The organism is Sorangium aterium, from assembly GCF_028368935.1.
Lineage (GTDB): Bacteria > Myxococcota_A > Polyangia > Polyangiales > Polyangiaceae > Sorangium > Sorangium atrum.
Window position 1 is genome coordinate 1,272,343 of record NZ_JAQNDK010000003.1, and the last position, 17,041, is coordinate 1,289,383.

Consider the following 17,041-nt stretch of genomic DNA (forward strand, 5'->3'; position numbering starts at 1 on the left):
CCATGGCGTTGAACTGGCGAGCGGCGCGGCGTAGGCTCGCTCGCGCTCGACCATGTCCGACCCGGCTTACATCACGCCCAGCGGGGCCAGGAGGCTGTCCGAAGAGCTCGCGCGGCTCCGCTCCGTGGAGCGGCCTCGCATCGTCCAGGAGGTCGCCGACGCGGCGGCGCAGGGCGATCGCTCCGAGAACGCCGAGTACATCTACGGCAAGAAGAAGCTGCGCGAGATCGACCGGCGGATGCACTACCTGACCAAGCGGCTGGAGAAGGCCGTCGTGGTCGATCCGTCCGAGCAGCGCGGCGACAAGGTCTTCTTCGGCGCGACGGTCGAGATCGAGGACGAGGACGGCGCGCGCCGCACGTACCAGATCGTGGGCGAGGACGAGATCGACAGCGCGGCAGGGCGCATCAGCTGGCGCTCTCCGGTCGGTCGATCGCTCCTCGGCAAGCGCGCGGGGGACGTGATCACGGTGCGCCGCCCGGCGGGCGAGGCGGAGATGGAGCTCATCTCGGTGCGTTACGGCTGAGCGCCGCGCTGGCGCCAGGGCCGGAGAAGGAGACGGGAATCGGCATGAGGATCTTGCACACGATGCTTCGGGTCGGCGATCTCGAGCGCTCGATCGGCTTCTACAGGGACGTGCTCGGGATGGAGCTCCTGTCGCGGCAGGACTACCCGGAGGGCAAGTTCACGCTCTGCTTCCTCGGCTACGGGAAGAACCCCGAGCACGCCGAGCTCGAGCTCACGTACAACTGGGGCGTGGACAAGTACGAGCTCGGCACGGCGTACGGGCACATCGCGCTCGGGGTCGACGACATCCGCGGGGCCTGCGACCGCATCCGGGCGGCGGGCGGGAAGATCACGCGCGAGCCGGGCCCGATGAAGCACGGCAAGACCGTGATCGCGTTCGTCGAGGATCCGGACGGCTACAAGGTCGAGCTCATCGAGGAGTCGAGCCGGAGCCGGTAGCCGGAGCTCGAGGCCGGCAGATCGAGGTCGTCGAGGCGCGTCGACGCAGGGGAGGGCGCGGAGCGGCCGGAGGCCCAGAGGAGCCTCCGCGCTGCCCGCGCCTCGTCGCTGCTGCGCGCTCGCTTCGAGTCCGCGAGGCGCGGACGATCAGGCGCTCACGACCGGCGCGGCGTCGTTCGCCGGCTCGGGGGACGAGAGCTCGCCGCCCTCTGCCGCGGACGCCTCCTCGTCGGGCGCCTTGGCCGGCGCCTCGGACGATGCGCTGCTCGCGGCCGCCGCGGCCTTCTCGGCGTTCGGGCGTCGGCCGCGCGGCTTCTGCAGCAGCGACGGGGCGAGATCGCCGTCGCCGCCCTCGTGCCAGCGCAGGTACGCGACGGCGCGGCGGCACTCCTCGTACGCCTTCGCGACCAGCGAGATCGCGCGGGCGCGGCGATCGCCGGCGTCGGTGATCTTCGGCGCCGCGGACGTGCCCTTGCCGGGCTTCGCGGCGAGCGCGGCGAGGAGGCGCACGCCGAGATCCGCTGCGCGCTCGAGCTCCTCGTCCTCGACCGCCGTCTTGGCGCGGACCTTGTCCCAGGAGCCGCGGAAGAGCTCGGCCAGGGCGATGAGATCGCTCGCAAGATCCGCGTGTCCCTTGCCCTTGCGGATGTCGGCGACGCGCTGCTTGTCGAGGAGGTTCCTGTGACCGAGCGCCTCGGCGGCGACGAGGAGCGCCTCGCGCAGCGTGCCGGCCTCTTCGGTGAGCTTCTTCGTGTCGAGCTCGCTCGCGGGCGTGCTGTAGAGCAGATCGGCGTACCAGGCCGCGAGGGCGTAGTCCTCGAGCTCGTCCAGCATCGCGATCGGGTGGTTCGGTAGATCCCGGACGATCTCGTCGCGGAGCTCGCGCAGGTGGGGCAGGGCGGAGAGCACGGAGCTCACGGCCCTGGGGACCTCGACGTAGACGGTCACGAGATCGTCGGGGCCGAGCTCGAGGAGCTTCGGCTCAACGCGGCCGTACGCAGCGAGCGCGGCGGCCGGCGAGGACGGGAGAACGGGAGCAGGTGCTGCTTTCGGGGGTCTCGCCATACAGGTGTCTCCAGCGGAGGGCGCGCACACTGCCAGACGGACGCGCGAAGGGAAAGGGGGACCGCGCGATTGCCGCCGGAGGCTCGGCCGGAGGGCGCCCTGGCGCGAACAGACTCTCCGGCCGGGCGCGCTGTGCTCTGGTAGATTGCGGCGCGAGGACTCACGACATCATGTACGCGATTGCGATCATTCGTTACAGGCGACCGCTCGACGAGGTGCTCCCGGCCGTCGACGCCCACCGCGCCTATCTGAAGGGGCTCATCGAGCAGGGACTCGTGCTCGCGTCAGGGCCGCTCGATCCCCGCTACGGCGGCGCGCTCCTGCTCCGGGTGCCCGACGAGGCGGCCGGGGCGACGCTGGATCGGATCCGGGACGGCGATCCCTTCACGGAGAAGGGGCTGGCGCAGTACGAGCTCTTGCCGTGGGCGCCGGTGTTCGGAAAGGAGGAGCTCGACCGGGCCTTCGCCCCGAAGCCCTGAAGGGGGCGCCGGGCTGTTCATCGCCCCGGCGCCGTCCGCGCGGCCGCAGCGCGCCGCGCGCTACGGCGTGTCGAACGAGAGCACGCCCGCGTCGTCCGTCGTGGTGCGCCCGCCCGGCGTGATGCGCATCGCGAGCTCCGGCTCCCGGGAGACGACGGCCACGTCGTAGCCGGTCTTCGGCAGGAGGCCGGTGATCACATGCCTGCGCGTCGCGCGAGGCACCTGATAGGACAGCGGCGCCGAGCTCGGTTGCGGGTCCGAGCGCAGATCCGAGCGGAAGAGGACGACCGTGCCTGCCACGAGCGCGCCGTCGAAGCCGGAGCCCTGCGCGCTGTCGATCCGCGTCGCCGTATCCATCGCCGCGCCCGCGTCGGCCCCTTGGAGCACGTGCAGGAAGCGGACGTCCGTCGGAGCGGTCGGATCCTCCACGACGAGGCGGTGGGTCGTCGGCTCCATGGCCGCCGGCTTGTCGACGTTCTCGATCGGCACGGCCGTCATGCGGGCGTTCCGCGGCAAGAGGCTCTGGATGAACAGCGTCTGCCCCCGCGGGGTCACGGAGCTGGCCGTCCGGCCGGCGATCCGCGGCGCCGAGGTGGTCATCAGGTTGAACCGCTTGAACCGGCCGGCGGTGCGCGACGTCGCGCGGTCGTAGAGGACCACGTGATCCGGCTGCAGCCAGACGACCGACCGGCTCGCGTGGACCATGTCGCGGGCGGCGTCCGTCGGCGCCCAGACGTTCTCGCGGGTGTTGTACAGATCCGTCGCTATCCCCTCGGCGAACACGTAGCCGGCGCCCCGGGTCATGCGGGTGATCGGATCGCCGGCGGCGCGCCCCTCGCGCCACTGGCCGCCTCGCGCGACGATCTCCTTCTCGAACCAGCGAATGTTCGACGGCTTGTCGTTCTGCAGGGAGAGGGTGTTGTGGTAATCGGTCGTGGACCCGATCAGGTTGTTCGAGTAACTCGTGTGCTCCTTCGTCAGCCACTCTCCCTTCCGGTAGAGCTCGATCTGATTGCAATCGCCGATCTGGTGGTTGATGGTGACCCAGCCGCACCGCCAGGTGAACCACGTCGCGCCCGCCGTCCAGTCCGAGCGCGCGCGGAGGGAGCCGCGCCCCGGCGCCCGCTCGAAGAAGGCAGTGGGCATCGCCGGGCGAGGATCCGGCGGGAGCGGCGCGGCCGGGTCGAAGAGCATGAAGCTCAGGATCGCCCGGCTCGGGGCGGGTGAGCCCCAGATCTTGGACGTGCGCGCGTAGAGCTCGGGCGCGCCGCCCGCGATCGTGTTGGCCACGATCCAGCGCGACCTCTGCAAGCGCGCCGTGTTGCCCGTGAGCTGGTCGTAGACGCCCAGCGAGCCGAACAGCTCCGCGAAGCGCGGCTCGACCCAGCCCTGCAGCGTGTCGCCGTAGTTCGCCACCTCGTAGACCGGCCCGAGGTCGCTCCTCGACGGGTAGGTGATCGGGCCCGGCGCGATCGAGTGCAGGAACCCGTCCGTGAAGCGGTCCCAGGTTCCGCTGCGCAGCAGCCCGATCTGAGGTCCTGACTGGGCCTGGGCGCCGTAGCCGGCCGTATAGAGCCCGAGCAGCGCCTGGTGGAGGGTCGCGACGCCGCCGCTGCCGTAGAGAAAGCCCTCCACGGGCATGCCGCCGCTGGCCACGCCGAGCCCGTCGGACGGGACCCCGAGCTGCTTGGCCGCGGTCTCGGAGGCCTCGAAGACGGCGAAGGCCTGGTAGAGCCACGCCCCGGTCGCGTCCGCGCGGTAGCTGCGCAGCGTGTTGCCGAGCGCCCCCGCCGGCGCGCTCGGATCGAGCGGAGGGTCGTCCGCGTCGTCCATCGAGAGCGACATCAGCGTGACGCTGCGCAGATGGCCGAGATAGTAATTGTTCGCAGCCCACCTGAGCTGGAGCGGATCGCGGAGGAGCGCCGGATCGTTCATGACGCCGACCGGGTGGGGGTGCTCGTTGCCCGCCGTCGAGGCGTGGAGGTTGTCGTCAATCCACCTGAGAAAGACCTGCCGTATCTTGGCCTTGTCCCCGGCGGAGAGCACCGGACGGCCGCCGCTGTCGGTCGCGCCGTAGATCCAGTCGACCGTCAGCGGGAAGCCTTCACCCCACCAGCGCGAGCGGTCGCCGGTCGCGAACCCCGGGCGGCGGAAGGGCTGGCCGTCGGCCCTGCCCTTGCTCGCCTCCTCGATGGCATGCATCAGGAGGTTGCGCGCCCTGACAGCGTGGGTGGGGCGGGCCGCTGCGTCGGGATCGATGAGCGACATGAACGCGAAAAACTCGGCATACGCCTCGGTCGGATACTGCTCGTAGGCGTTGGTGCCGCCGTCCGGCCACGTCGGGTTTGGCCGGCCATTCGGATAGAACCGGCCTTCGTAAGCTGCGATCGCGCCCCGAAGCGCGGGCACCATGGCTTCCGTGTACATGCGGTTTCGGCCGTCCGCGGCCCACCCGCGCAGCCTGGGGAGGTGTTCGTTCGTGAGCCAGAGTCGCGGGTGACCGGCGACAGGCTGCGCGGCGGCGCGCCCCTGCGCCCCGACAAGGCCCAGAGAGAGCACCGCGGCGGTGAGGATGTGGTGAATCGGTCGCATGCTGGTTCTCGGTATCGCTGGGCGCGAACAGCCGCGCCGGCCAGCGTTGACCCACGCTGAACAGCACGCGTCGTGCCGAGTATCTGCGTGCGCGCCGCGCGTCGCCAAGGAAGGAGCAGTGCGCGTCCGTGTCACATGGCCAACATCGACGGCGCCGCCGAGCGGCTCGCGCGCGGCGACCTCATCAGCCCTCGGGCCGAGACGCGCGCATCATCCCTGTGGTCGAGCGGCGGAGGACGGCGCCGCGCACCTCGCGTCGGTGGTAATGTTGCATACCATTCATCTGATAAGGAGACGCCATCCCGGATGAGGTGGCGCTCGCGCATCGTGGGGCAGGACGGCGACGACGTCGAGCGGCGTAGAGCGACGTAGAAATAGCGAGCGCAATCGAAATATCGAGCGGGGTGAGCCCTCGCCTCCGCGCCCCTCCGCGGCCCCGGAAGGCGCGGACACCTCGGAACCTCGGAGGACACGCGCACGGCGGACCGAGGGCACATGACGCGAATCCGCCACACCTCCGCGCGGATCTGTCGCTATACTCGGCGAAGATAGGAGCGCTCCGCAGTATGCCGACGCCAGACTCCTCCCAGTTCCTTGGCGATCCTCGGATCCTCCGCGAGGGGAACCTCGTGAAGGGCACCCTGATCAGCTCCCGCGCCGAGGCCCTGAGGCAGAGCTATGGCGAGCGGGTCGTGGCGGATCTGAGCCGCCAGCTCTCGCCGCAGGCGGCCCGCTACCTCGACGATCCGCCGATGCCGCTGGCCTGGCACGACATGGCGCCGCTCCTCGAGATCGACTGCGCGCTCCTGCATGGGCTCTTCGGCGGCAGGATGGAGAAGATGCGCTTCTTCGGCGCGGAGATCGCCCGGAAGGACCTGACGACGACCTACAAGACGATGGCGGCGGTGGGCTCGCCGTCGGTACTCTTCAAGCGCTTCGGCCTAGTGTACAAGACCTATTTCAGGTACGGCGACTTCAGCGCGACGGCCATCAGCGACGCCGCGGGGAGGGCCACCCTCTCGGGCGGCGGTCTGCCGCTCTACATGTGCAGCCATGGTATCTCGGGCTGGGTCGAGGCGGGCCTCGCGCTCCTCGGCAGCCGGCGCAGCTCGGTCGAGCATACGTCCTGCAGGCACCGCGGCGCGCCGCGGTGCACCTGGTCGATCTCGTGGTGATCGGCCCTTGGCTCTGCTGCGGGAAGTCGGCCGGGGAAGCGAACCGCCAAGCCGCCAAGGGCGCCAACAAAACCGGGGAATAGGGGGGATGCCCGGACGGCCCCTTTTCCCCTCTCCCCTTGGCGTCCTTGGCGGCTTGGCGGTTTTTCTGCTGATCCGGGGCAAATTCCCGCAGTAGAGCTACGCGGCGGCCCGCCCGTCGTCCCCGAACGCCGCGCGCGCGAGCAGCCGCCGCAGCGCCTCGGCGCTCTCCTCCCACGACGGCGGCGCCGCCTCGGCGAACGCGTCCTCGTCCCAGGCGCGCGCGAGCGCCTCGCGGAGCGCCCGGCCGAGCGCCCCCGCATCGCGCGGCGGGACGAGCAAGCCGGTGCGCCCCGGCGTCACCACGTCCGGGATGCCCCCGACGCGCGTGGCCACCACAGGACGCGCGGCCGCGAGCGCCTCGAGCACCACGTTCGGGGTTCCCTCCGCCCAGCTCGGAAGCACCAGCAGATCCGTCGCGGCCATGTGGCGGGCAACCGCGGAGAGCGGCCGCGCCCCGACGGCGAGGATCCGGCCGCGCCCCTCGCGCAGATCGGCCGGCGCGCGCTCGCGATCGCGCCGCGCGGCGGCCTGCTCGACCGCAGCCCGCTCCGGGCCGTCGCCGACGATCACGAGATGGACAGGCTCGCTGCCGTCGCTGCCGAGCGCCTCGAACGCGCGCAGCAGCTCGTGGATCCCTTTCTCCCGGCTGACGTGCCCGACGAAGGTGACGATGCGCCCGTGCGCCGGGAGCCCGAGCTCGCGCCGGGCCGCGCCCCGGTCGGCAGGGCGGAAGAGCGCGCGATCGACCCCGTTGCGGACGAGGACCGCGCGTTCCTTCGGCGCGCCGAGCGCCACGAGCGCCTCGACCATCGGCCGGCTCACGCCGATCGCGCAGGCGGCGGACCGGAGCGCGCTGCCGACGAGCGGCCGCACCGAGCGCCAGCGGGCCACGACGTTCACGTCCGTGCCGTGGGCCTTCACAGCGTAAGGGAGGCCGAGCATCCGGGCGAGCAGCGCCGCGGCGCAGGCGTCGGGGTAGAGCCACGCCCCCAGCACGACATCGAACCGCCCCCGCAGCCGCGGGATGTACGGCAGGAGCCCCGCCAGGTAGAGCGGCGCGTTCACGGGCGCCAGCACCCGACCCGCCCCCGGGAGGTACGGCGCGCGCGCGTGGACCACCGGGACGCCATCGATCTCGTCGCGCGCAGGCACCGCCACCAGCCGGCCCGGACGCGTGCGCTCGCCCAGGAGCGATACGCCCGGGTGGTACGGGATCGCCGCGAGCACCTCCACCGCACAGCGGCGTGACAGCGCCGCGAGCTGCTGCCGCTGGAATGCGCACGACAGCGGCTCAACCCGGTTCGGAAAGATGCGCGTCACCCAGAGGACGCGCGGCTGCCTCAGCCAGCCCGCCTCCTTCATGCCCACGTTCACGCCAGGCTTCATGGTGTAACATTTGTTACATTCCATCGGTCCGCCCTCAGCGGGGCAGCGATGGACTCCGAGGTACGTCCTGCCCTGTCGGCGCACGTCCACACCGCGAGCGCGCGCCTCGCACGACCTGGCCCGCTCTCCGGAGCGTCCCTGGCAGCGCCGCGCAAGCCCGGCGCGGCGCGCTCCCGTGAGACGCGCATGCCGAGGCCAGATTTGTAATGTTGCAAACATCATCGAACGTGGGACGCTCCGGGCGCCGGGCGTGCCTGCCGGGGAGGGGAGGGGCGGCCGATTCGGGTCGCTTCGTGCCGCGGGGCTTGCCGCTCGACAGCGAGGGGGCGCGTGTTCTCGTTCGTCTTGCCGATGTGGGACTCCGACGTGACGGCACGGGCGGCGGTGGAGCAGAGCGTGGCGTCGAACGTCGGGGACGTGGGCTCGGGAGCGCTGATGGCTGGCGTCGTGGGCTCGCTCGAGGGCTCTCTCCGGGGCGAGGTGTCGCGTTATGGACTGAGCGTCGATGGGAGCTACGAGCGGGTGTTTCAGGTCTCGCTCGACTCGGCTCGACTCACGCCCTCCGACAGCGCCTCGGCGCGGCTCGGCGGGGGAGCGGGCTGGGCGCTCTCGCCGCTCGCGGACCTCTCCATGGCTGCGGCCGGCTACCTCGCGACCCGCCTCGGCGTGCGCGCCGATGACGCGCTCGCCGCGCGCGATCCCTTCCTGTCCGGCGATCGCCTGCAATACACGCTCTCCGCCGGGCCGGCCCTCTCCATCACGGCGTCGCGGCGGTCCTCGGTGCGCCTCGGCGCCGGCTACGAGCAGGCGGGCGCGCTCTCGGCCGACGACCCTGCCGCGGTCGGGATCGACGCGCACACGGGGCGCGCCGAGGTGAGCACCTCGTTCGACCTCGGCGCGCTGGACACGCTGACACCCGAGCTCCGGTACGAGGTCACCCAGTACCGTCACGCGCTGCTCGACACCGATCTCACGCGCGGCGCGGCCCGCGTCCACGCCGGCGCCGCGCTCCTCTCCGAGTCCCACGAGCTCACGCGGAACGTCTCGACGCGCGTCGCCGGCGGCGTGACCGTCGCGAGCCCGCCGCCCGTGCTGTCGTCGCGCGACGCGGTGATCGCGCCGGCGGCGCGGATCGGGCTCACCTATGTCGAGCAGCGCTATCGGCTGACAGCAGGCTACGCCTATGCCTACACGTCGCTCGGGCCGAGGATCGGATTCGGGCACGAGCACGAGGCGTCCCTCGAAGCGAGCTTTCGGCCCGCCCGGGGCGGCGCGACCCGCGACCTCATCGTCACCGGAGTCGCCCGCTTCTCGATCGGCAGCGCCCCCGTCGCCGCCAATCCGCCGCTCCACCTCACCCCCGGCGCGCCGGCGCCCTCCAGGGAAGGGTCGCTGTCCACGACCACGGCGCTCGCCGGCGCGCAGATCTCCTATCCCCTCTGGCGCGGGATCGCGCTGAGCGGCGGCGTCGATCTCGAGTACATGCGCGCCGCGCTCGATCCGGCGCCGAGCACAGGCGAGGCCGGCGGCTCGCTGAGGAGCATCGTCAGCGCCGGGATCTCGGGGACGCTCTCGACGGATCGACACCGGACGCTCCGCCGCGATCCCGACGGCGCATGGGACGACGAGCGCCGCAGCGCGATGATCCAGGGGATGCCCTCGGGCCGCTGGCAGGCGCCCGAGCCAGGCCGCGAGCTCGACGATGGCGGCGACGCTTCCGGCGAGACCCCAGGCGCCTCCGGCGAGACCCAGCCCGCGCGCGCCGCGCAAGCCGGCCCGCGCGCGACGCGCGACGCGCGATAACCCCCCTCGACACGCCAATCGCTCTCCCGGCCGGGAGCGGCGCGACGGCTCAGCCGCCGGAGAGCCGCCGAGACTACAGCGCGCCGAGCGGCGCACCCCTGACGTGGCGCGCAGCGGCTCAGCCTCGGTCCACGTGACGCAGCGGCTCAGCCTCGGTCCACGTGACGCTAAGGACTCGACGTATGCAATCCGTCGACGGCGTTACTCGTGCCGCGACTCCCCACGACAGCCCGCACGTCATCGGCGCAATCCGGCCGCGAAATCGCCAATTTCGCCGGGCCCGGCCCCGCGTGCGGCGGATCAGTCCGCCGTCGTGAAATGAGATTCGTCGGAGGCATCTGGCGATCTGCCCCGGTCTGCTCTAGTGTGGGTTCAACTACAACCGTATGTGCCCCGTCAGAGGCGACGCGCCGTGACGTGCGACCGCCCGGGGCCGACGAGTGGAGGGACGATGCTGGAGCTGTTCCGGTCGCCGCGCCGGGCCATGGTGTGGTTTGTCGAGGCCAGCTTGCTCTCGCTCCTGGTGTGCTGCGCGCCGGGCGTGCTCGTGGGCTGGGAGCACACGCTCGATGGGGAGCGCTTCGGACGGACGGCGAGCATCTCGTTGGTGGCGCTGGCGTCGCTCTATTATCACGGCCTGTACGGGCCCGAGCCTCCCAGGGCGCGGGCGCTGGTCCTGACGACGTTCCGGGCGCTCGGCCTGGCGGCGGCGGTGCTGTGGCTCGCGTTCTGGCTCGTGCCGGACGCGCAGATCAGCGATCGGGTGATCCTGACGTCGCTCGGGGCGGCGGCGCTCGTGCTCCCCGCGTGGCGCGCGGCGTGTGATCGGGTGATGAGGAGCGAGAGCTTCTCGAAGCTCGCGGTCGTGCTGGGCTCGGGCGAGCTCGCCCGCTCGTGCGCGGCCCTCATCCGGAAGGATGGACAGGTCCTCGGGCTGCGCCTCGCCGGCCGGCTCGTCCGCGACGAGGAGCCGATCGACGAGGTCGAGATCGCGGGGAGGTACCGAGACCTCCGGCGCCTCGTCGAGCAGCGCGGCGTCGGGGCGGTGATCGTGGCGACGTCCGAGCGCCGCGCCGCCTTCCCGCTGGAAGAGCTGCTCGATCTGAAGCTCCGCGGCGTCGAGATCGAGGAGGGCATGGATTTCTACGAGCGGGTGACCGGCAAGATCTGCGTGCGCGAGCTGAAGCCGAGCCAGATCATCTTCTCTCACGGGTTCAACGTGCGGCGGCGGACGCTTTTGGCGAAGCGGATCTTCGACGTCGTGTGCGCGACCGCCGGGCTCGTCCTCGCGCTGCCGCTGATGGCGCTCACGGCCGCCCTGGTGAAGCTCGACTCCAGGGGGCCGGCGCTCTATTCGCAGATCCGGACAGGCGCTCTCGGGAAGCCGTTCAGGATCCACAAGTTCCGCTCGATGAGGACCGACGCCGAGAAGGACGGGGCGGCGTGGGCCACCGAGAACGATCCGCGCGTGACCCGCGTCGGGCGGTTCATCCGGAAGACGCGGCTCGACGAGCTGCCGCAGCTCTGGAACGTGCTGGTCGGCGAGATGAGCATGGTGGGGCCGCGGCCGGAGCGCCCCGAGTTCATCGACGCTCTGGAGAAGCAAATCCCCTTCTTCCGGCAGCGGCTCTTCGTGAAGCCGGGAGTGACGGGACACGCACAGGTGCGCTGCCGTTACGGCGCGTCCGCCGAGGACGCGCTGGAGAAGCTCCAGTATGATCTCTACTATATGAAGAGCTTCTCGCTCTGGTTCGATATCTCCATCCTCATCGACACCGTGAAGGTCGTGCTCTGGCGCATCGGCGCACGGTGAAATGATCCGGCTGCCGCGCCGTGCAATGGCTGCGCTCTTTAACGCCGGGCCCGGTGGCGCGCCCTCTGCAGAGCACGCGCCAGAGATCGGCGGGCGTCGGTCTCCGGGGGGATTCGGCGATGAAGACGTGGAGATGGGCGAGCGTCGTGAGCTCGGTGCTTCTGGTGCAGGGCTGTGCGGAGCTCGACCCGGCGCCGGGAGAGAGCGTCGCCGTCGCGGAGAGCAGCCTGAACGTCTCGACCTTCCGCTTCATGGAAGGCGGAGAGTTGCCCTATGTGCTCGGCTTCTCGCCCGAGACCGGCCAGATCCTCGGCGGCGCGCACCAGCTCCTCATCCCTCGAACCGGCGGCCGCGAGGCGATCGACGGCGCCAACCTGCCCTCGCAGCTGCACCCCGACCTCCGGGGCTCCCTGCTCCAGCTCAACTCGACGCTCCGGGAAGGCGAGGCGCAGTCGACCGCGTTCGCCTCGAACTGGTGGCCGCAGCGGCAGAACGGGATCGCCGATCGCTGGAACTCGGCCAACAAGAACTACTCCGATCGGACCTCCGACCCGGACAACCTCTCTCCCGCCGAGAAATACGATGTCCTCTTCCACCCGGGGCAGATGGAGAGGCTCGGGGGCATCGCCGCGTGGAGCATGGACGACCTCAGGCGGCCTCCGTACCTGCGCAATCCTCCCTATATCCAGCCGGCGGTGGTCGTGGCCGGCCCGGTCACGCGCTGGGAGCTACAGCATCACGGGCTCTACCAGGGTGTCTATCCGGAGTACTGGTGGGGGCATTGCAACGGGTGGTCGGCCTATGTCGCCGCCGAGGGGGCCGGGCCGCGCCGCGACGTCCGGGTGAAGCTCTCCGGCTCGACCGTGACCGAGTGCGCCGCGGCGGAGACCGGCTGCGTGCTGTTCCGCATGGCAGACATCGAGGCGCTCATGAGCGAGCTCTACTTCAGCGACTCGGTGACCTTCTCGGGGCGCCGCTGCGAGACGCGGGCGGATCGGACGATGCGCGACGTCTACGGCAGGCCCGTCGACCCCGCCTGCCGCGACCTCAACCCGGCCACGATGCACGTGGCCATGACCGGGCTGCTCGCGGTCGGAGCCAAGCCGCTCCACGGCGACTCGACCGAGCGACAGAAGCTCATGTTCATCGTCGACCACACCTGGGACGTCGAGGTGTGGAGCTTCCCCGTCAAGCAGTTCTCGATCGATGTCATCGAGGAGGTGGACGCCCAGCAGGCCGCGCGGCTCCTGTGCGGCGGCGCGTACATGGGCGCCGACTGCTACAATTACCGGTTCAACCCGAGCGCGACGCGCTTCGTCCGCGTCGCCGCGCGCTTCTGGATGATCTCCGATTCGGTCACCGGCGAGACGCTGCTCACGCCGCCCGAGCAGCGCACCGTCCCGCTCTCCGTGTCGGAGCTGCACTATGTGCTCGAGCTCGACGACAACCTCACCATCCTGGGCGGCGAGTGGATCAAGAACCCCTCGATCGTCAACGGGATCAACGGCAAGGAGCTCCACCCGGATTATCTCTGGATCCCGGTGCGGGCCCAGGGCACGGGCGAGGACGCCGACGATCTCGGGGGCAGCGAGGACAACCCCTACATCTCGTACGCGAAGGTCAAGGCGTTGCTCACGCTCTCGCGGCGGGACGACTGAGGCGCAGCGCCTTACGCGCCACGCCAGAAGCGCCCGGTCCCGCCAGGAGCGGCGGGCGACCGCGGACGGCGGCGCGGCGGAGATTCAAGAAGCGTTGGCGGGGTGGACGGGACTCGAACCCGCGGCCTCCGGCGTGACAGGCCGGCGTTATAACCAACTTAACTACCACCCCAGACGTCAGCGATACGATCGCTCGGCGAGCGCCGAGCCTGCTTGGCTTTCCTTCCCATGAGCAAGCTCGCCACGAGCCAGACCTCCTCGCCTGGCCTGCACCGAGCGATGCAAGCCAACCGAGGGAGGCTCAGGCGAGCATCGGCTCAGATGACAGGGAAGAAAGCTGGCGGGGTGGACGGGACTCGAACCCGCGGCCTCCGGCGTGACAGGCCGGCGTTATAACCAACTTAACTACCACCCCAGACTGACATCACTACAGATCACCCAGGCCCCTAAACCCAGGAAGTGGGCGGGACAGGGGTCGAACCTGCGACCATCGGCTTGTAAGGCCGACGCTCTGCCGCTGAGCTACCCGCCCCGTCGGAGAGGTGCGCGACTGTACTCGCCGAACGGAGTCCGTCAAGATTTATTTCTCGCGGCCTCCGTCCCTGGCTGATCGAGCCCGCGCCTGCCCCTGGATCTCCTTGGCTTTCGCCACGCGCCGCGCGCCTGCCGCGCGCCCGTCGCCACGCTCGCGATCCGCGTCCAGGCCTCGCGTCGCTCGTTTGCTGCGATGGCAAGCGCCGTCACGAACGCCGAACGGACGTGCGAACAGAGCTGCTGAACCGTGTGACAACCTGATTCATCGATACACTTCTGGCGCAAAATTCCCGTGTGTCCGCGCTACGCTGTGCGTCAGCGGCGCCAGCCGCGCGTAGGCGTAGTGGGAGGAGCAAGCAACGTATGGCGGAGAAGATCGGCATCCTCGTCGGCTGGGAACAGTCGTTCCCTCAGGCGTTCCTCGAGAGGTGCAACAAGGTGCCCGGCGTCCGGGCGGAGATCGCGAAGCTCGGCGGGACGCCCGAGCGGTTCGAGAGCCCGTACCGGGTGCTCATCGACCGGATCAGCCAGGAGGTGAAGCACTACCGCTTCTACCTGAAGGCCGCCGCGCTCGGCGGGGCGTTCGTGATCAACGACCCGTTCTGGTGGAGCGCGGACGACAAGTTCTTCGGCTACTCGCTGGCGTCGCAGATCGGCATCGCGACGCCGCGCACCGTCATGCTGCCCCAGCGCGACTACATCCCGGCGATCGTCAAGGAGCGCAGCCTCCGCAACCTCGAGTATCCGCTCAACTGGGAGGCGATCGTCGACTATGTGCGCTTCCCGGCCATCCTCAAGCCCGCGGACGGCGGCGGGTGGAAGGACGTGTCGGTGGTGCGGAGCCAGGAGGAGCTGCTCGCCGCCTACAACGCCTCGGGGCAGAACGTCATGACCCTGCAGGAGTTCATCGACTTCGACGACTACGTCCGCTGCATCTGCGTCGGCAAGGATCGCGTCCTCCCGATCCAGTACGACCCCAGGGCGATCGGCCCCACGGGGCTCCGCGGCTGCTACGTGCAGCACGACAGCGAGCGGTGGCTCCCGAAGGCGCTGCACGACCGCGTCATCGAGGACGCGATCAAGATCAACAAGGCGCTCGGCTACGACATGAACTCGATCGAGTTCGCGATCCGCGACGGCGTCCCGTACGCGATCGATTTCACGAACCCGGCGCCGGACATGCACATCGAGCACCTGCGGGAGCGGTACTTCAACATCGCCGTCGACTGGATGGTCGCGTTCGCCGTGGAGTGCTCGCGGGGCGACCGGCGGACGCGGGACGGCTACGCGTGGTCGAGGCTCGTCCGGCCCTCCGTGGGCAAAGTTCGGCTCGGGGCCTCGTCATGACCGACGTCGAGGGGCTCCTCGACGGCCAGTTCACGCTGGGCATCGAGGAGGAGTTCCAGATCGTCGACGCGGAGACGCGCGAGCTGCGGTCGTACGTGAGCCAGCTGCTCGAGGGGGGGCCGGGCCACGAGCTGCTGCGCGGCCGGGCCCGCCCCGAGATGCACCAGTCGGTCGTGGAGACGGGCACGGGCGTCTGCCGGGACATCCGGCAGGCGAGGGGAGAGCTCGCCGAGCTGCGCGGCAGCCTGAACACGCTCGCGCGGCGAGGGGGGATGCGGATCGTCGCGGCCGGGACGCACCCGTTCAGCGACTGGAAGAAGCAGGACATCACCGACGGCGAGCGCTACCGGTGCATCGTGGAGGACCTGCAGGACGTCGCCCGCGCCAACCTCATCTTCGGGCTGCACGTCCACGTCGGCGTCAAGGACCGCGAGGTGGCGATGGCCCTCGCGAACCAGATCCGCTACTTCCTGCCGCACATCCTCGCGCTCTCCACGAGCTCGCCGTTCTGGCTCGGCCGCCCCTCGGGGCTGAAGAGCACGCGCAGCGAGATCTTCAAGCGCTTCCCGCGTACCGGGATCCCGGGGCCCTTCGAGTCGTACGGCCACTTCCAGCGCTTCGTCGACCTGCTCGTGAAGACGGGCTGCATCGACAACGCGAAGAAGATCTGGTGGGACGTCCGCACGCACCCGTTCTTCGACACGGTCGAGGTCAGGATCTGCGACATGACCACGCGCCTCGACGACACCGTGGCGCTGGCCGCGCTCGTCCAGGCGGTCATGGGCAAGCTCTATCTGCTCTACCGGCGCAACCTCGGGTTCCGCGAGTACCGGCAGGAGCTCATCGAGGAGAACAAGTGGCGCGCCGTGCGCTACGGCCTCGACGGGCAGCTCATCGACTTCGGGAAGCAGGAGCAGGTCCCCGTCCGCCACCTCGTCGGCGAGCTCCTCGAGTTCGTGCAAGAGTCGGCGGAGATCTTCGGGTCGCAGGGCGAGCTCGAGCGGATCCGGGCGATCCTCCGCGACGGGACGAGCGCGGATCGCCAGCTCACGGTCTACGCCAGGACGAAGAGCTTCCACGCCGTGGTCGACGACCTGATCGAGCAGTCGAGCCTCGGGCTGTAAGGCCCCGAGCGGCCCGGCGGCGGAGGCCGCCGCGGGGATGCCGCGCGCCGGGGGGAGCCATCCTCCCGGCCGCGGGCGGCTCCGGCGGAGGCGCTCGGCGGGGCAGGGGCGGCGGGACGCACCGCCAGGCGGCCGCCGGCCGAGGCGGCCGCCGTGCGAGAATTTCTGCTCGCGCGCCGGCTCTGCTACCGTGCGGCCGTGGGAAACGCTCCGCATCGCTGCGTCGCAGCTCTCTCGGTGGGCTGTCTGCTCGCGCTGTCCGCCGCCGCGGGCGCCGCGGGTTGCGCGTCGACCGAGTACGTCAACGAAGGTCCTGGGCAGCCGACGCCGCGGGCCTCCGGCTCGCTGCCTCCCGGATCGGTGGGCGCCTGCAAGCAGCCGTTCACGAAGCGGCCGCCCATCGTGAGCGAGGAGCTCTGGGCGCACGCGAAGCCGTGCACGCCGCGCACGCCGCCCTCGACCATCCGGCTCGGCTACGCGAAGGACGGCTCCGCGGGCGCCGATCCGGAGGCGGAGCAGCTGGTCGAGAAGGTGCTGGCGGCGCTCGCCGAAGGGACGAAGCCCGACGGCGGCAACAACCAGGTCACGAGCGCGATCCGCGCGGTGCGGTCCTACGCGGCGAGGAAGGACGAGCTGCGCGCCCGGATCGCGCGGGACTCCGCCTCGGATCAGGCGTGCGACGTGACCTACCTGCTCAACACGATGTCCGCCGCGCGGAGCAAGCTGTCCGGAGGCGACGCCTGCACCGCGGAGGTGTTCGACCCGGAGACGCGCGCCGACGCGTGCCTCTTCGACGCGAAGCGGCCCGAGGGGCTCTGGCTGTCGAGCGGCTGGTCCTGCATGACGTTCACCGGGGAGCTCGGGAACGAGGCGTCCTGCCATCAGCTCTGCGGTTACGACGACTACTGCGCGCGGCAGGTGTACTGCGCGGCGGGCGACGTCAACCTGCTGCTCTGCGCGCTCGGCGTCTGCCTGCCGGAGCCGTCCGCCGGCATCAAGTGACGGTCGCGCGGCC

At 70.7% G+C, this 17,041-nt stretch carries 13 protein-coding genes and 3 tRNA genes; 10 read left to right on the forward strand and 6 right to left on the reverse strand.

Annotated elements, in window-relative coordinates:
* Positions 1–52 precede the first annotated feature (52 nt).
* Positions 53–526 (forward strand): transcription elongation factor GreB, encoded by a 474-nt coding sequence (gene greB / locus POL72_RS28995; protein WP_272099185.1) that lies wholly within the window; start codon positions 53–55, stop codon positions 524–526.
* Positions 527–570: 44 nt separating this feature from the next.
* Complete coding sequence (gene gloA, locus POL72_RS29000; RefSeq protein ID WP_272099187.1) at positions 571–966, forward strand: lactoylglutathione lyase; 396 nt, start codon at positions 571–573, stop codon at positions 964–966.
* A gap of 147 nt (positions 967–1,113) precedes the next feature.
* Here gloA and POL72_RS29005 read toward each other — a convergent pair whose 3' ends face one another.
* Entirely contained in the window at positions 1,114–2,031 is a 918-nt protein-coding gene (locus POL72_RS29005; protein WP_272099189.1) for a hypothetical protein, read from the reverse strand.
* A gap of 170 nt (positions 2,032–2,201) precedes the next feature.
* On the opposite strand from POL72_RS29005, the gene POL72_RS29010 reads away from it, so the two are divergent.
* A complete protein-coding gene (locus POL72_RS29010; protein WP_272099190.1) occupies positions 2,202–2,510 on the forward strand; it encodes a YciI family protein in 309 nt (102 codons plus the stop codon).
* A 60-nt stretch (positions 2,511–2,570) separates the two neighbouring features.
* Here the strand turns inward: POL72_RS29010 and POL72_RS29015 are convergent, their stop codons facing one another.
* The gene (locus POL72_RS29015) at positions 2,571–5,102 is read right to left on the reverse strand and encodes a hypothetical protein (protein ID WP_272099191.1); all 2,532 of its coding nucleotides are present in this window, start codon (positions 5,100–5,102) and stop codon (positions 2,571–2,573) included.
* Between the two features lie 566 nt (positions 5,103–5,668).
* On the opposite strand from POL72_RS29015, the gene POL72_RS29020 reads away from it, so the two are divergent.
* A complete protein-coding gene (locus tag POL72_RS29020) occupies positions 5,669–6,277 on the forward strand; it encodes a hypothetical protein (RefSeq protein ID WP_272099193.1) in 609 nt (202 codons plus the stop codon).
* A 180-nt stretch (positions 6,278–6,457) separates the two neighbouring features.
* Here the strand turns inward: POL72_RS29020 and POL72_RS29025 are convergent, their stop codons facing one another.
* Positions 6,458–7,747, reverse strand: a complete 1,290-nt coding sequence (locus tag POL72_RS29025; RefSeq protein WP_272099194.1) for a glycosyltransferase family 4 protein — start codon at positions 7,745–7,747, stop codon at positions 6,458–6,460.
* A 330-nt stretch (positions 7,748–8,077) separates the two neighbouring features.
* Between POL72_RS29025 and POL72_RS29030 the strand changes: the two genes are divergently transcribed.
* From POL72_RS29030 to POL72_RS29040, 3 genes are all read left to right on the forward strand, one after another.
* On the forward strand, positions 8,078–9,550 hold the full coding sequence (locus POL72_RS29030; RefSeq protein WP_272099196.1) for a hypothetical protein: 1,473 nt from the start codon (positions 8,078–8,080) through the stop codon (positions 9,548–9,550).
* A 451-nt stretch (positions 9,551–10,001) separates the two neighbouring features.
* On the forward strand, positions 10,002–11,363 hold the full coding sequence (locus POL72_RS29035; RefSeq protein ID WP_272099198.1) for a sugar transferase: 1,362 nt from the start codon (positions 10,002–10,004) through the stop codon (positions 11,361–11,363).
* Positions 11,364–11,482: 119 nt separating this feature from the next.
* Positions 11,483–13,021, forward strand: a complete 1,539-nt coding sequence (locus POL72_RS29040) for a hypothetical protein (RefSeq protein ID WP_272099200.1) — start codon at positions 11,483–11,485, stop codon at positions 13,019–13,021.
* A 95-nt stretch (positions 13,022–13,116) separates the two neighbouring features.
* Here POL72_RS29040 and POL72_RS29045 read toward each other — a convergent pair.
* The 3 genes from POL72_RS29045 to POL72_RS29055 all read right to left on the reverse strand — a co-directional run bounded on the left by POL72_RS29045 (position 13,117) and on the right by POL72_RS29055 (position 13,553).
* Positions 13,117–13,193 (reverse strand) — tRNA-Asp (locus POL72_RS29045).
* Positions 13,194–13,359: 166 nt separating this feature from the next.
* A tRNA-Asp gene (locus POL72_RS29050) sits at positions 13,360–13,436 on the reverse strand.
* 45 nt (positions 13,437–13,481) lie between these two features.
* A tRNA-Val gene (locus tag POL72_RS29055) sits at positions 13,482–13,553 on the reverse strand.
* 365 nt (positions 13,554–13,918) lie between these two features.
* On the opposite strand from POL72_RS29055, the gene POL72_RS29060 reads away from it, so the two are divergent.
* The 3 genes from POL72_RS29060 (at position 13,919) to POL72_RS29070 (ending at position 17,028) form a co-directional block, all read left to right on the forward strand.
* Positions 13,919–14,902: an ATP-grasp domain-containing protein gene (locus tag POL72_RS29060; protein WP_272099202.1), complete on the forward strand. Its 984-nt coding sequence runs from the start codon at positions 13,919–13,921 to the stop codon at positions 14,900–14,902.
* Positions 14,899–16,026 (forward strand): carboxylate-amine ligase, encoded by a 1,128-nt coding sequence (locus POL72_RS29065; protein WP_272099205.1) that lies wholly within the window; start codon positions 14,899–14,901, stop codon positions 16,024–16,026. The genes POL72_RS29060 and POL72_RS29065 overlap by 4 nt, the downstream gene beginning before the upstream one ends.
* 153 nt (positions 16,027–16,179) lie before the next feature.
* The gene (locus tag POL72_RS29070; RefSeq protein WP_272099207.1) at positions 16,180–17,028 is read left to right on the forward strand and encodes a hypothetical protein; all 849 of its coding nucleotides are present in this window, start codon (positions 16,180–16,182) and stop codon (positions 17,026–17,028) included.
* Positions 17,029–17,041 lie beyond the last annotated feature (13 nt).

Excerpts from the sequence above, each read along its gene's own strand:
- POL72_RS29025 (WP_272099194.1), bottom strand. The coding sequence starts at position 7,747 with ATGAAGCCTGGCGTGAACGTGGGCATGAAGGAGGCGGGCTGGCTGAGG.
- POL72_RS29060 (WP_272099202.1), top strand. The coding sequence starts at position 13,919 with ATGGCGGAGAAGATCGGCATCCTCGTCGGCTGGGAACAGTCGTTCCCT.
- POL72_RS29040 (WP_272099200.1), top strand. The coding sequence starts at position 11,483 with ATGAAGACGTGGAGATGGGCGAGCGTCGTGAGCTCGGTGCTTCTGGTG.
- POL72_RS29015 (WP_272099191.1), bottom strand. The coding sequence starts at position 5,102 with ATGCGACCGATTCACCACATCCTCACCGCCGCGGTGCTCTCTCTGGGC.
- gloA (WP_272099187.1), top strand. The coding sequence starts at position 571 with ATGAGGATCTTGCACACGATGCTTCGGGTCGGCGATCTCGAGCGCTCG.
- POL72_RS29020 (WP_272099193.1), top strand. The coding sequence starts at position 5,669 with ATGCCGACGCCAGACTCCTCCCAGTTCCTTGGCGATCCTCGGATCCTC.
- POL72_RS29005 (WP_272099189.1), bottom strand. The coding sequence starts at position 2,031 with ATGGCGAGACCCCCGAAAGCAGCACCTGCTCCCGTTCTCCCGTCCTCG.
- POL72_RS29065 (WP_272099205.1), top strand. The coding sequence starts at position 14,899 with ATGACCGACGTCGAGGGGCTCCTCGACGGCCAGTTCACGCTGGGCATC.
- POL72_RS29035 (WP_272099198.1), top strand. The coding sequence starts at position 10,002 with ATGCTGGAGCTGTTCCGGTCGCCGCGCCGGGCCATGGTGTGGTTTGTC.
- POL72_RS29010 (WP_272099190.1), top strand. The coding sequence starts at position 2,202 with ATGTACGCGATTGCGATCATTCGTTACAGGCGACCGCTCGACGAGGTG.
- greB (WP_272099185.1), top strand. The coding sequence starts at position 53 with ATGTCCGACCCGGCTTACATCACGCCCAGCGGGGCCAGGAGGCTGTCC.